At 61.6% G+C, this 13,084-nt stretch carries 19 protein-coding genes; 2 read left to right on the top strand and 17 right to left on the bottom strand.

The window, feature by feature from the left end; genetic code table 11:
• A partial coding sequence (locus ABOA88_RS19585; protein WP_440127985.1) for a hypothetical protein occupies window positions 1–241 on the top strand: 241 nt, incomplete at its 5' end.
• Here ABOA88_RS19585 and ABOA88_RS19580 read toward each other — a convergent pair.
• The 16 genes from ABOA88_RS19580 to ABOA88_RS19505 form a co-directional block, all read right to left on the bottom strand.
• Window positions 242–1,408 carry a phage major capsid protein gene (locus ABOA88_RS19580; RefSeq protein ID WP_367852026.1) on the bottom strand — a complete coding sequence of 389 codons (1,167 nt, stop codon included), beginning with the start codon at window positions 1,406–1,408 and terminating at the stop codon, window positions 242–244. It lies immediately after the preceding gene.
• Window positions 1,409–1,423: 15 nt separating this feature from the next.
• Window positions 1,424–2,083 carry an HK97 family phage prohead protease gene (locus ABOA88_RS19575; RefSeq protein WP_367852025.1) on the bottom strand — a complete coding sequence of 220 codons (660 nt, stop codon included), beginning with the start codon at window positions 2,081–2,083 and terminating at the stop codon, window positions 1,424–1,426.
• Window positions 2,084–2,101: 18 nt separating this feature from the next.
• Window positions 2,102–3,370 carry a phage portal protein gene (locus tag ABOA88_RS19570; protein ID WP_367852024.1) on the bottom strand — a complete coding sequence of 423 codons (1,269 nt, stop codon included), beginning with the start codon at window positions 3,368–3,370 and terminating at the stop codon, window positions 2,102–2,104.
• On the bottom strand, window positions 3,370–5,064 hold the full coding sequence (locus tag ABOA88_RS19565; protein ID WP_367852023.1) for a terminase large subunit: 1,695 nt from the start codon (window positions 5,062–5,064) through the stop codon (window positions 3,370–3,372). The genes ABOA88_RS19570 and ABOA88_RS19565 overlap by 1 nt, the downstream gene beginning before the upstream one ends.
• 3 nt (window positions 5,065–5,067) lie before the next feature.
• Window positions 5,068–5,550 (bottom strand): terminase small subunit, encoded by a 483-nt coding sequence (locus tag ABOA88_RS19560; protein WP_367852022.1) that lies wholly within the window; start codon window positions 5,548–5,550, stop codon window positions 5,068–5,070.
• Window positions 5,551–5,629: 79 nt separating this feature from the next.
• Window positions 5,630–5,809 carry an HNH endonuclease gene (locus ABOA88_RS19555; protein WP_367852029.1) on the bottom strand — a complete coding sequence of 60 codons (180 nt, stop codon included), beginning with the start codon at window positions 5,807–5,809 and terminating at the stop codon, window positions 5,630–5,632.
• A 146-nt stretch (window positions 5,810–5,955) separates the two neighbouring features.
• The gene (locus tag ABOA88_RS19550; protein WP_437437106.1) at window positions 5,956–6,270 is read right to left on the bottom strand and encodes a phage holin, lambda family; all 315 of its coding nucleotides are present in this window, start codon (window positions 6,268–6,270) and stop codon (window positions 5,956–5,958) included.
• An 80-nt stretch (window positions 6,271–6,350) separates the two neighbouring features.
• Window positions 6,351–6,902 carry a hypothetical protein gene (locus ABOA88_RS19545; RefSeq protein WP_367852021.1) on the bottom strand — a complete coding sequence of 184 codons (552 nt, stop codon included), beginning with the start codon at window positions 6,900–6,902 and terminating at the stop codon, window positions 6,351–6,353.
• Between the two features lie 181 nt (window positions 6,903–7,083).
• Window positions 7,084–7,770, bottom strand: coding sequence for a hypothetical protein (locus ABOA88_RS19540; protein ID WP_367852020.1), 687 nt, complete (start codon window positions 7,768–7,770; stop codon window positions 7,084–7,086).
• A gap of 11 nt (window positions 7,771–7,781) precedes the next feature.
• A complete protein-coding gene (locus tag ABOA88_RS19535; protein WP_367852019.1) occupies window positions 7,782–8,099 on the bottom strand; it encodes a hypothetical protein in 318 nt (105 codons plus the stop codon).
• Complete coding sequence (locus tag ABOA88_RS19530) at window positions 8,096–9,397, bottom strand: tyrosine-type recombinase/integrase (RefSeq protein ID WP_367852018.1); 1,302 nt, start codon at window positions 9,395–9,397, stop codon at window positions 8,096–8,098. The genes ABOA88_RS19535 and ABOA88_RS19530 overlap by 4 nt, the downstream gene beginning before the upstream one ends.
• Window positions 9,394–9,822 carry a VRR-NUC domain-containing protein gene (locus ABOA88_RS19525; RefSeq protein WP_367852017.1) on the bottom strand — a complete coding sequence of 143 codons (429 nt, stop codon included), beginning with the start codon at window positions 9,820–9,822 and terminating at the stop codon, window positions 9,394–9,396. Before ABOA88_RS19525 ends, ABOA88_RS19530 begins: the two co-directional genes overlap by 4 nt.
• A complete protein-coding gene (locus ABOA88_RS19520) occupies window positions 9,819–10,115 on the bottom strand; it encodes a DUF1364 domain-containing protein (RefSeq protein ID WP_367852016.1) in 297 nt (98 codons plus the stop codon). Before ABOA88_RS19520 ends, ABOA88_RS19525 begins: the two co-directional genes overlap by 4 nt.
• Complete coding sequence (locus tag ABOA88_RS19515) at window positions 10,097–10,306, bottom strand: hypothetical protein (protein ID WP_182816100.1); 210 nt, start codon at window positions 10,304–10,306, stop codon at window positions 10,097–10,099. The genes ABOA88_RS19520 and ABOA88_RS19515 overlap by 19 nt, the downstream gene beginning before the upstream one ends.
• On the bottom strand, window positions 10,303–11,685 hold the full coding sequence (gene dnaB / locus ABOA88_RS19510; RefSeq protein WP_367852015.1) for a replicative DNA helicase: 1,383 nt from the start codon (window positions 11,683–11,685) through the stop codon (window positions 10,303–10,305). The genes ABOA88_RS19515 and dnaB overlap by 4 nt, the downstream gene beginning before the upstream one ends.
• Window positions 11,678–12,469, bottom strand: coding sequence for a replication protein (locus tag ABOA88_RS19505; protein ID WP_367852014.1), 792 nt, complete (start codon window positions 12,467–12,469; stop codon window positions 11,678–11,680). The genes dnaB and ABOA88_RS19505 overlap by 8 nt, the downstream gene beginning before the upstream one ends.
• A 29-nt stretch (window positions 12,470–12,498) precedes the next feature.
• On the opposite strand from ABOA88_RS19505, the gene ABOA88_RS19500 reads away from it, so the two are divergent.
• Window positions 12,499–12,738 (top strand): hypothetical protein, encoded by a 240-nt coding sequence (locus ABOA88_RS19500; RefSeq protein ID WP_367852013.1) that lies wholly within the window; start codon window positions 12,499–12,501, stop codon window positions 12,736–12,738.
• A 55-nt stretch (window positions 12,739–12,793) separates the two neighbouring features.
• Here ABOA88_RS19500 and ABOA88_RS19495 read toward each other — a convergent pair whose 3' ends face one another.
• Window positions 12,794–13,003 (bottom strand): transcriptional regulator, encoded by a 210-nt coding sequence (locus ABOA88_RS19495; protein ID WP_023379821.1) that lies wholly within the window; start codon window positions 13,001–13,003, stop codon window positions 12,794–12,796.
• Between the last annotated feature and the right edge of the window lie 81 nt (window positions 13,004–13,084).

Raw genomic sequence — 13,084 nt, 5'->3', positions numbered from 1 at the left:
CCTGCTGGTCCTGCTGGTCCTGCTGGTCCTGCTGGTCCTGCTGGTCCTGCTGGTCAGCAGCTTGTGGGGCATCGACATAGACAGCAAGCTGCATGCCTACCAGGGCCTCAGCAATCGCCAGATCTACGCGACGTTCCTCGTTCTGGTCAAAGGTTCCGGCGTGGTAGTGGGAAAACTGACGGAGTGCGCGAATTTTGATCATCGATCCAACCGGAGCGGTTGCCCGCTCCGCCTCCAGTGATTACGGGGCTGGGGCCGCAAAGGCGCCCTTGATGATGGCGGACGGACGGTAGTGCGTCACAGCCAGGCGCTCTTCGCACAGGATGGTCAGCATGTTCTTCACGAAGTTGTCGCGATCCTGGTTGCTGACCTCGATGGTGGCGTCCATGCGGTCCCAAACCTGGGACGCCAAGTCGAAGCCCCCTACGGTGAATGTGCCTTGCGCCTGTGCCTTGGTCGCGACCACCGGGAGCCCCCACATGACGCGCGCGGCGAAGGCGGCGGGACCGCCGAAGATGTAGCGGCCCTGCTCATCCTTCAGCAGGGAGATAGCGTGCCAGTCACGCGGGTTCAGGATGATGCCCGACGCCTCGAACTCCGATTCGGTGACCTGGAAGATCGCGTGGGCGATTCGATCAGCCTTGGTGTCACCAGCGGCGTCCAGGCCGGTGTCGTAAGCCGTGGCCACCTTGTTCAGGCCGATCAGGTTGTCACCAGTGCCATCACCATTGAGCAGCTGGCCCTCTTCCACCAGATCCAGCCCGAACAGCAGTCGACCGTTCACATAAGACTCGAGCATCGGCGCATCGTCCATGATCTGGCGAGACGCCTGGATCCAGTGGGCGATGGTTTTCACGTTCGCGGTTTCCTTGGTGAAAGTGAGCTGCGACTCAGGCTTCAAAGCGCCTTCGGCCACTGGCGCGGCGCTGTTGGTGAAGACGTTCTCGCGAACGTAATCGATCGCATTCGAAGAGGTGCGACCCTGGGCGAGCAGGTCGCGGATGGTAAGACGGCGCAGGCCAGGCATCAGAATGCCAGGGAGTTGCTGCGGCTGTACCAATGCACCGGCCGAGGCAGAGCCAGAGCCCAGCGCCTTGCTGAAACTCTTCACATCGACCTGGCCAGTGCTCGATCCGTTCCAGCCCTTTTTCAGGTCCTCGGCGGCCTGAGCTGCGAACGATTTCTTGTTCTCAGGGTTGTCGAGGTTGCCGCCTGCGAGCTTCGACTCGAGGTCGAACAGCCGGGTGCCTGCGGTCTTGAGCTCTTCCTGCACAGTGGTCAGATCGGTCTGCAGCTGCTTGCTGACAGCGCCGGTCGCTTCGATTTCTTTCTTTTGGGCGTCGAACAGCTCGGTCATGCGAGTCTGCGCGGTTTCGATCGCCTTCTGGACTTGGGCCAGCTCGGACATGGGTAGATCCTCGGTTCAGAGTTTTGGGAAGGTGTTGATGCGCTCGATGAGCGCGGCGATGTCGTCGCCGCCTTCGGACTCGCTCCGAACTGCGGACTTGATGCGGGCGATGAACGCCTGCGCTTCGGACTTGGAAACCCCGGCTACGTCCCGCAGCCAGTGCTCCGCGTCGCGGATGCTGGTGATTGCCTCCAGGCTTTTCAGCGACTCGACTGTGGCCAGTTCGTTGGCCGGCTGGGTGCAGATGCTGATTTCGTTGAGGCTGGCCATGTTCTTGAACGCGCGGCCGGTGGCGATTAGGTCGAAGTCGTCCTTTCGGGCTGAAAAGTTGACCGACATGCCACGCACGGTCTGGTGCTCCATCGCGGCTCGCAGATCAACGGCACCGGAATGACCCTTGGTAAGTTCGCCGCGAACGTGCAGGCCCTTACTGTCCTCGGCGATCTCCAACCACTTGCCCACCGGGATCTCCCAGGTGCGGTGGTTGAAGAACATTCCCACCTGACGGCTCTGCGTCTGCAGGGCCGACTTGAAAGCCCCAGGCAAGATGATGTCGCCGTCGCCATCGACGACGCTGAACACGCTTGCGTAGCCCTCGAAAACGCCCTGGGCGCCGGAACTAGCGAACTTGATCTCGGCCTGGTCGAAGGCCAAGGTCTTTCTGATGCTTGGCATTTGCTGCCTCCAGAATGATCAAGCCCCGCTAGGTGCGGGGCTTGGCTTGCCGAGTTCGGTGATCGGGATGTTCTGCGACTGGCACGTAGCCACGTCGCCACCGGGCAGCGGCGGCTCGTTGTCTAGGCGGCGCAGCTCATTCCGGGTACGCAGGCCCTTGTCAACCATTGCCCCCATGAATGCTGCCCGTGCTGCTGAATCGCCCCTGAGCAGGCCGTCGAGGTTGTGCTCGGCATGAAAACGCCCAGCATCTGCAGACTTAACCAGCCATCGGTGTATGGCCTGTTCCCACCAGCTTAGGTACGGCGCGAGGGTGTACTGAAGGAATCCCAAGTTCTGCTGCTCGATGCCAGAGCCCCAACTTGTGCTTTTCTCAACGTCCCCCACAAGGTGCGGAGGCACGCCAAAGAAGCGGGCCAGTTCGCTCACCTGGAACTTGCGCGATGCCATTGTCTCTGCGTCCTGGGGGCTGACGCCGATGGATTGAGTTGTGAAACCTGCCTCGAGGATCCACAAGCGCTTGCGGACCGGGCCGCCGGCAATTTCCTTGAAGTTTTCTTCCAACTGCCCGCGTTGCTCCTTACTGAGCACCTTGTCGCCAGTCATGAGAATCTGCGGTGACTTGGCGCCGTTACCGTAGAAATCGCGCTGCTGATCTTCCATCGCCACGGCCACCCCGGCAGTCTTGGCCGCGAAGGCGATCGGCGAAAGCCCGACCAGGCCGTTGAAACCGAATCCCTTCAGGTGAAAAATTTCACTCTGCTTGAAGTTGGCGTACTCGGTGTCGCGGCGATATCGGTAAACGATCCTCCCCCCCTCTAGACGGGGATCCATATTGACGGACATCAGCGGAATCAGGCTGACCACATCGCCGGCACCGTTGCGCTCAATCAAGGCATAGGCGTTGCCGTAGAAGCAAAGTTGCATGGTCATCGCGGTGCGGAACTCGACCGCGGTCATAAACCGGTTGGGGCTGTAACGCAGCAGCCGAGCCAGCGGGTTATCGAGGTCGACCTTCTGACGGTTTCCGTCCTTGGTTTCGAACACGTCAAGCGGAAGGGTTGCGGTGACAGCCGAGATCAGCCGAACGCAAGCAAATACAGTTGAGATCTGCAGCGTTCGTTCGTCGGTGATGACCGAGTCTCCCACCGTGCCGGCGGCAGAGACGGGGCCGCCCTGAGAACCCTTATCCGGCGTTGCGAGCCGGCCGCCAACGAAGAAGCTGGCCAGGCGCGCCCAGAATGGGCTCCGGGTTCGCAAGTCAATGCTGTAGTCGGTATCGGCCATTACATGCTCAATGGTTGTGACAAGAAGTCGAGAAAGTCGCCCGCGGCCGAAGCCGCAGGATTCAGTGCCATCAGCGTTGCTGCATCGAAGGTCGCCATCAGCGGGTCAATCTTGGCGGTGCCGCTAATCTGCTTGTTGATGGCAATCGCATTGCCGACCTGAACGGTCTTGGCGTTTCCCACGCACCAGGCCATCAGCCGGGAGGCGCCGTGAATGAACTCCCCACCAGCAACCTTACGCTCAGTGGTCTTGATCGCACCGTTCAGGCGCCACCCTTGTGATACAGAGGCGATCCGCTCCATGGCGATGCCGCGCTCTTCGGTGGTGAGCTCATCGATGATGTCGCCAATTCCTGCGGCGTCCACCCCGATCGCCTGCGTCTCTGGTAGAAGGCCGGCGTCGCGCACCCGGCAGATGATGTCAGCGACACCCCGAACATCCTCCCCTGGCAGTTGAACAATGGTCAGGTCTCCATCCGACGAAAAGTCGTTCAGCACACTGACGATGTCCTTCCGGCGCTCCAGCACGATCTTGTGCGCCCAGGCATGGGCCCAATGCAGCCACTTCCGGCTACCGCGCTCTCGCCCGATCAAGCTCAGGCCCAACAGGTCGTCCAGCCCCCCGCCGTCGATCCCGGCCACCACTACTTCACTTCTGCGCAGCAGCTCGTCGAGGGTGAGGAGCTTGTCGCCCCGCCCTTCCCAGTGATCGGCGCCGGCCCAGCGGTTCGCCCGCAGGTTCATGCCGATCTGTATGTTCAGGTGCTTGGCCAGGAACTTCCGCTGACTCCCCTCGTCCTTGCGCAGATTCTTCGCCAGCTCGTCTTCCAGCCACTCCCTGCTCACCGACCGCCCCATGTTGGGGTTGGTGACGTAGAAGTTGTCCGGCTGCAAGTAGGCCTTGCTCTTAACCATGGACTCGGGGAACTCGTACAGAACGCCCAGCGACTTACGGTCGTTGACCACGCCGTCGCGCACATCGCGGTAGTAGCTCAGTTTCTCCTCGAAGACGCCGGCAGGCGGCTCGTCGCTCTGCGTCGACAGCAGAATCACAAACCCTTCGTCCCTGGAGATCTGCCCGCCAGTGGCCTCCATAAGCATGGCGTCAGCGTTCGCCCGCTTGCCGAACACCCACAGCTCGTCGATCAGGATCTTGCCGGACTTCTTGCCTGATACCGTGTCGGTATCGGCTGCCACCACCTTCAGCGCCGCATTGTTCACCCGGTGAGTGATGGTGCGGATGTGGTCTTGCACATGCAGCAACTCGCTGAGTTCTGGATCAGCACGCACCATGCCGGCAGCCGGCTTGTAGCTGTTCGCTGCAACCTCAATCGTCGGCGCGATGATCAGCAGCTCTTCGTCGTGCCGCCAGTTCAAGATCAACGCCGTCAGCATGATGCCGGCGGCGATCGTCGATTTCGTGTTCTTCTTGCTGATCAGCAGGAAGAATTCCCGGATTAGTTGCTTGCCGCTGTCAGCATCGTAGGCGCCGAAGATGGCGGCAACGTAATCGAACACCCATTCATCGCAGCACTCACCGAATGTCGGTTGACCTGGCAGGTCGACGACCTTGAGTGCCTTGAACACCTCAAGCGCGGCCTCGGCCTCATCAGGAAACAGCGGCTTGAAGGGTATCAGCGATTGGCCGGCGACGATCCGGGCCTCCCAATCCGGGCAGGCGGTCGTCCACTCCATGCATCACCCCTTGTTGTTGACCACCAGCTTCGGTGGAGGACGGGCGCCGAAACGCCCCTTGCTGGCTTGGTCGGCCGCGGCTGCCTTCTGCTCTTTTTTGCCCTGGTCGGCGACCTTTCCGTGCTTGTAGGGCAGCAGGGCCTTGGCGGCATCGACGCGCAACTTGGGCTCGGCGGTCTGTTCGTTCATGACAGCCTTCAGGAAGTCCATCGGGTCGTCGAAGTCGCCCAGGTCTAGCTCGCCAACGGTGGCGTCCTCGGGTGAAGGACCTTTAACTTTTCGACCTGGCTTAACTTCGGCGGCCTCCGCCTGCCGGTCACGCAGATGGCGGCCGATTGCGGCGATGACATCTGGGTCCCTTGCGAGCTTGGAGCCCGCTTGCGACGCGGTTTTCTCCGAGTATCCGGCGACGATGGCCGCGTCTCGGTTTGACGCACCCGACAGCAAAGCGTCAGCAAACCGTCGCTTCTTGTCGGTTAAAGCCATGGTTAACTTTTCCGTGAGAGGGGAAAAAATCTGCGAATGGGAGGGCGAGTGGTTTCCAGGGGTGAAGAGCTCCGAAGTTTTACCCCTCCCCCGCCCCGGACCAGGCCGAGGCGTCCGCCGCCGTCTTCTTTAGATGGCATCCGTCAGGGCCGCAGCAGAGAAGCTGGCAGTTGTCATCGGTGTCGGCTCCACCCTGATGCAGAGGGGTCCGGTGATCCAGCTCGAAGCCATGCGGATAGGCCACTACACGCCCACACATGGCGCACACAGGCGATGCCTTCCAAAGCCTGAACCGCCTGGCCTGCAAACCACTGCCAGTCATTCGACGCTCGGTCGTACTGAGGCTGCTCATCTTGCGAGCCTGCACGGGACTTACTCGCGGCCTGATGTTCGGAAGTCTGGCCATCAGCCTTCTACCTTCTTGCTCATGAACCGGTCGGAGTATTCGCGCAGCTTCTCCACGCCAATAAATCCAACCAGGCAACCCGCGAAGACAGAAAGGTTGGGAGGAAGCGCGAAGTACTCCAGAACCGGCAACAGGCTGACGGCGATCAGACTGCAAATGGTGCCCTCAAGGACAACCTTGCGCCCTCGACCACCACCATAGATAACGCGACACATAGCAACTGCAGCAGCGATGCCGCCGGTGTACAGCTGAGGCTGATGAGCCAGCACCCAGGCGAGCACAGCGGCCCACAGGCCAGGATCCTTCTCGGGCATGTTTGGCATCTCGATTCCTCCCGTTTCGGGGAGTGGAAATAAAAAACCCCGCCGAAGCGGGGTTGTAATGATTATGCAGGTCAGTAAACGTTCATCTCGAATGGAACGTACTGGGCCTTGATGCTGTTGAAGTAGAACGCCTTGGTGAAAGGCTTCTCAGCAGCCGACTTCCAAAGATGGGTCATGTTTTTCTGCGCCTGACTGGACTTTTCGTATTCAGGCTGCAGGGTACGCATTACCGCATATGTCGAACACATCATGGCCTGCAGCTGGGCGTCGTTCTTCGCACCTTCTGGCCCAGTGAACTTAGCTTTAGCGATTTTGCCTTTTGCGTTCACATCCAGAAGGATGTCGACCGAGGCCCCGCTCAACTTGAGCGTCTGGTAGACGTACTTTCCGTCCTTGATGACCTCGCCTTTGCTCAGCTTGGCTGAAGCGCATTGGGGGATCTCTTTGACGTATTTACCCATGCCAGCCTGGAACGATTTCGGCGTCAGCTCCAAGTATGTCTCTTCTGGAGCAGCCTTCTTGTTCGACTCCCAGTCTTCAGGGATCAGGTACTCGGTTTTCTGGGCGGCAACCGCCAGAAGCGGAAACATCAACAGGCCAATAGCAGCAGTTCGCGCAAACATTCCTTTTGCTCTCTGGTGTTTAAGTGACTCCAGAATGCTATCAGGATTTACAGATTCGCAAGCTCCTAGAACGACAAAGCCCGACTCAGAGGCCGGGCTTTTGCTGGTCAGTCCTCAACACGCGCAGGAATGACAGGATGGCGATAATTTCTCTCACTCTCTCACCGATGTCAACAGGCAATTACGCTGCTTCTTTCATGAGCAATCCCTCGGCCTCCAGAATCGCCCGCACTTCGATCAGCGCGTCATCAACCATCCCGTCCAGTTTCTCCTTGATCCCGGACCGCCACCGATAGCGGGTTGGCTCCGGCGTGCCGTCCAGATCCCAGGTGTTCATGTCGTAGAAGCTGTCGGGCAGGACGATCAGGTCTTCGGCAAGCGCCTCGGCCTTCTTCCGCTCAGCCTGACCAGCCGCCAGTGCAGCATCAACCAGGTTGTTACGACGCCACTCCGGTGCGTCCAGCGGAATGTCCACCGACACGGAGCGCGGCCCTTTCCGACGAGCTCCTCTCAACTTCGGCACAGCCCAGGCGGTGACCGCCTTGTAGATGAACAGCTGCGGCGCTGGGCTGGCGATCAGTGGCGCAATGGCTGAGATGCCCTGCAGCTTCTTACCCTTGCTGGTGGCGTACTTCGCATTCAACGCCTGCCAGTGCCGGGGGATCAACAAATGATGCAGCCGAGCGGATAGCCAATAGTCCACCTGGGCCCGATCAAAACCACCCGACTGCCCACCGAGCGAAGCCAGGCAACCACCCTCCTCCTCTGCTGCCTTGTAAAGTTTCTGCCAGGCCTGCCCTTTGGCGGCGCCCTTCTCCCCAGCCGCCAGAGCGGCCACCACTGCACCCGATACGCTGTTGTAGATCATGTCCTTCCCCCTCAATCGCCCGTGTAGTTGCTGCCGCCGGCGCCCAGCCGGTTGCCTTCCTGATACAGCGCCTCCGGGCCAGTCGCCCGTGGCTTCTTCAATTGCTCAATCTGCCGTGTCGCGGCCTGGAGCCTCATGCTGAGCTGGGTCACCAGTTCATCCAGGGCCAGGGCCTCGCCAGTTGCAGCCACCACCCAGCCCGAGGCGTTGCAGTGGTCGCATGGCAGTTCGTGAAACACACCCTTGGTGACCGCTCTCCCACGGCACAAAGGGCACTGAGCCAACTCGATCACAGCCTTCTTGAAGGCGGGGCCGTGGCTCTTCCTCATCGTTTTGAATCCTCGCCTATTACTAATTCGTTAAGGTCGCCCGAGGCCTCGCCGCCATTGGCTTGTGGCGATTTCTGCGGGATTTCAAATAAGGCCTCTTTAAGGCCGTGGATGGCTGTGAAACCGATCCGATCAAGCCACGCATGCCACTTCTCCAGTGCCAACTTGCGCTGCTCCATGGCCTGCGTGTGGATGTAGGTGCTGGCGATCTTGCCCAGCGTGTGATTCAGCAGCATCTCGCCGATATGGCCGTCGATCCCGAGGTCGGTCCAGGTGGTGCGGGAGACCTTGCGCAGGTCGTGGCTGGTCCACTCGCCCTGCCCCAGGCGCGTGAACACCTGACTGGCCTGGGCCTCGCTCAGGCAGTGGCCACGGCGGTTCGGGAACAGGTAAACGCCCTTGTACCCCTGCGCCTGCTGGATCGCCCGGTACCGAGTCAGCAGCGCCTTGAGCTGAGCGGTCAGTGGCAGGCGGTGCTCGGTGCGGGTCTTGGTGTGAGCGGCTGGAATGAACCATTCGGCAGCGGCCAGGCTGATGTCACTCCAGCGGGCCATGCGGGTTTCGCCGATCCGGGTGCCGTGAGCCAGCATCATCAGGGCCAGCATGGCGTCATTCGGGGCGGAGTCGAAGGCCTGGGTCAGCTGCTGCATCAGCGCGGGCAATTGCACGTCGCGCAGACGGGCGGCCTTGGGCACGATCTTGGCCCTAGTGAAGTCGCTGAAGCGCATCCCCGCCATGGGGTTGCGGTCGATCAGGCCCAGCTTCAGGGCCTGGCGGAACGCGGTCAGCAGCAGCGTGAACATCTGCCGTAGGTAGGACAGCGACACCTCAGCCTGGCAGGGCCACATCAAGTGCTTGTCCAACGATTCGGCATTCACGTCGGCAAGGGCCAGGCTGCCCAGGCGCGGCTTCAGGTGCTGGGCAATGGCGGAGCGCGCACCGGCTTTGCGTTTCATCGACAGCGAGCGATCACGGGTCAGGCGGTCACCGTACCAGTCCAGCAACTGGCCGGCGCTGAGCATGCCCGAGGCCACCGGCGCCTTGCCGGGATCGCGCAGCAGGCGTTGCCGCAGCACGGGCAGCTCAGCGATCACCGCCGACGCGCTCAGGTCGGGCCAACGGGCGATCGGCACCCAGCGCTTGCCGCGCACCAGGTGCCAGGTGCCACGGTCGCGAGTGCTCCAGAAGCGCAGGTACAGGCCGGGGTGACGCGGGTCGCGCAAGTCACGCACCGACTTGTCGGCAGCCTGCCGGCGGACCTCGGCCTCGCTGAACTTCACTTCCCGGGTCGCGCTCATGCGGCCACCGTGGCGGGCTGCAGCAGGTAGGCGCGAATGGCCTCCACCGCGTCAATGCTGCCCCGGCACACAATGGCCAGGTAGCCCTGGCGGTGCAGGGCCTGCAAGTAGGCATCCTGGCTTGGCGAGACCGGTGCGTCGAACGGGGGCTGGGCCTTGAACTCGATGTACAGGCCGAACCAACCGCCGCGCGCCATCGGCAGAACCAGGTCAGGCACGCCGGCCTTGACGCCCTGCCCCTTCAACTTTGCGGCCACGGCCTTGACCCGGTGCCCGCCGTTCGGGACGTGATAGATCAGCGCGTAGGCCTTCGGGTAGCGCAGCTGCAGCTCCTGCATCAGCGCCGCTTGCTCCTGACCCTCGCGGTCGACGGGCTTGGCGCGGGCGGCCTTGACCTTGAAAGGTCGAAAGGCTGTGGCACTCATGCGACCAATACCCCCTCGCCGATCAGGATGGCCTGGGTGCGCATCACGCCCTCGGCGTGGTACTGCCGGGCGGTTTCGCGGTCCACAATACCTCTGCGACCGTCGCACGCGTCATGGCAAGCGCTGCAGGCCCAGGCGCCTTGCATGTCGTGCGGCTTGATGCCCACGCCACAGGTCCCGGCCATGCGGTAGTGGGCCAGGACGGTGGTTTCGGGATTGCCGTTGCACACGCCTGGAATGCGCACCTGGCAGTCGCGGCCACGGGCGGCCTTGGTCAGTTTGGATTGGCGCATGGATCGCCTCCTTGCAGGTCGATGACGGTGAAGGCGCCGGGCCACATCCGGGCGCCGTGCGCCTGGGCCAACGCCTCTTCGCGGTACAGCGCCACGGGCTGCCGGGCACCATAGGAAATGTCGAGCTGGTCGCTACGGCAGTAGAGCGCGTAGCGGTACTCGGCGGGGTTAGGGGTGAGCAGCGTGCTCATGCAGCGACCTCCTTGCGGCGATAGCGGTCCGACAGCGGGCGGTCGCTGGCCGGCTGCGCCTTCACAGGCGGCTGCCAGCTGGGGGACAGGTTCTCGAAGCGGTTGTACTGGCCCAGGAAGGCTGCGCGGACGGTGCCGGTCTCGATGTCGCGGCCCTTGCCGATGATGATCTCGGCCACGCCCTTGTATTCGCTGTTTTCGTGGTAGACCTCGTCGCGGTATACGAACAGGATCACGTCGGCGTCCTGCTCGATGGCCCCTGACTCGCGCAGGTCGGACTGCACTGGGCGCTTGTTCGGGCGCTCCTCGCACTTGCGCGACAGCTGGCTCAGAAGCACGACCGGAATACCAAGCTCACGGGCCAGCAGCTTGCAACCGCGGCTGATGCCGCTGATTTCCTCGGTGCGGTTGCCGCCATCGCCGTCCATCAGCTGCAGGTAATCGATCATCAGGATGTCGAGGCCATAGCGCATCTTGTGACGACGAGCGAGTGAGCGGATTCGCCCAACGGTGGCGCCGGCTCGGTCGGCGATGAACAGATTGGCATGCTTCAACTTGGCCGCTGCTGCGCAGAGTTCGGCGCCGTGCGACTCGCAGGCCGAACCGTTCTTGATCAGGCTGAGCGGGACTTTGCCCTCAGCAGCCACGGCCCGGTCCAGCAACTGCCCCTTGCTCATCTCCAGGCTAACCACCAGGCCGGACTTCTTCTGCCGTACCACGGCGTCCAGCACAAAGCCCATGGCCAGGGTTGTCTTGCCCATGGCCGGGCGGCCAGCCACGATGATCAATTGCTCCGGCTGCAGGCCACCCAGCTTCTCGTCGAGGTCGGCCAGGCCGGTGGATAGTCCGATCAGCGTTTCGCCGCGTGACAGCCGGTCGTGACGCTCTTGCCAAACCTCAAGCTGATCAGCCATCAGGTCAGCGGCCTTCACGACCTCCTCACCATCGCAGCCCGAGTCGATAGCCATGGCGGCGGCCTGTACCGCTGCGATCTTGTCCTGGATGTTCCCGCCGCTCTGGACGATCTCCAGGGTCTTGTCGCTCAGGTCGTACAGGGCGCGCTCGATGGCACGCTCACGAACGATGCCCGCATAGGTGCCGGCGTTGGCCACGCTGGGGGTATTGGCGACCAGGGCGGCGCAGTGGCCCAAGGCCTTGTCGCCGTTGTCGAGCATGCCGATGTGATCCGCGACGGTCAGCAGGTCAACGGCCTTGCCAGCAGCGCGCAGTGCCATGATTCCGCGAAACACCTCAGCGTTCTCGGCGAAGTAGAACGACTCAGGCGACAAGTCGTCGGACAGGGTGTCGATCAGCTCCGGGCGCTGGAGCATGGCACCCAGCAGGCCATGCTCGGCTTCGGCGTTGTAGGGCTCACGCATGGTAATTGCCCTCCACCACCTTGACGAAGTTGGACGGGGCGATCAGCCAGTCGAAGGTTGCGCGGAAAGGCTTGGAGCCGTTGCGGCCAGGAACCTGCCCCATCAGGAACTGGGAGGCCTTGACCTGGCAGAAGTAGTCAGCCCAGAAGCTCAGGTCACGGTGGACCTCGCTCTCACGCCAACGCGCCTGCAGGGCACGCTTGCGGCCGTCGTTCAGGATGGCAACGGCTGGGAGTTCAGGCAGTGCCTTGTGATACAGGTCGACAATGTCCTGATACGGACAGGCTTCCATCGCTGGCTTTTGCCGAGCCGGTTTCGCTTGGGCTGGTTGACGCTCGGCGTCGACGACTACTCCGTCAGGAGTAGTATTTGTATTTCTTTCTTTATTGTGTGGTAGAAACGCCACATTGGACGTGTTGGAAACGCCACACTGTGGCACTTCTTTTGGCTTGTTCGGATGGGTGTTTTTCTTGTCGATCTTCCACTCGCCGACTGGGGCAAAACCGATTGGGCTACGGCTACCGCCGTCCCGGTAAATCACGCCTTGGCGGATCAGCTCGCAGATCGCACGGGACACGTCCTCGCGACGAATGCCGGACATCTCAGCGATGTACGACGCCGCAATGCAGGCGCTCTCAAGGTTGTAACCAGCGGTTTGGCGATGGATTGCCAGGGCGACACGAAGCTCGCGGCCTGACAGCTCAGCCCCGATCAGGGCCTCGTACAGGTCGTTGTCCATTCGGGTGAATCCGCTTTTCGATTGGATTGGGGTGACGATGCTCATGCCCCACCCCCGCACAGCGATGCCCGCAGATGCTCGACGCACTCACGACGGAGCGCGGCTTTCGAGGTGGCTGCGTACTGGAAGCGAATCATTCGCGCGGCATGGAGTGCGGCGGACTGGTGGTAGGCTTTCTGGTGCGAAACGGCCAAGGGTGCGGTGTTGCTTGCATCCATTGCAGAGTGCATAATCGACCTCGTTTTGAAGCTGTTGAAGAAGCCGGGCTGCCACCCGGTTTTTTTATGCCTGCGATTCAGGTACTGGACGGATGAACAGCAGGACGGTCTCACTACTGGCGCAAGGCCAGGTCACGCATAATTCATCTCGTCATGCAGCCGACTCACTCTTCACCGGCTGGCAAAGCTCCTTCGCCGTAACCGCACCTGATGTCAGCTCCTCGGCAAGGAACGCCCGCTTTGCACTCATGGTGTGAGCGCCGGTGGACCAGTACGAGACGGCGGCCTGGCTCACGCCGAGAGCCGCAGCTGTCTTCGCTTGCCCGCCAAAGAAATCGACGAGCTTTTCGATGGGGGTCATGGATTTAACTCCTGATAAGCGTGCTTATACTCTAAGAATAAGGAGCCTTATTTGCAAGCCTATAAGTTGCCTTATAGATTC

Source organism: Pseudomonas sp. PKS (genome assembly GCF_051913525.1).
In the GTDB taxonomy this organism is placed as follows: Bacteria; Pseudomonadota; Gammaproteobacteria; order Pseudomonadales; family Pseudomonadaceae; genus Aquipseudomonas; species Aquipseudomonas guariconensis_D.
The sequence above is the reverse complement of the archived record's forward strand: the minus strand, read 5'-3'. Positions and strand labels throughout refer to the sequence as shown.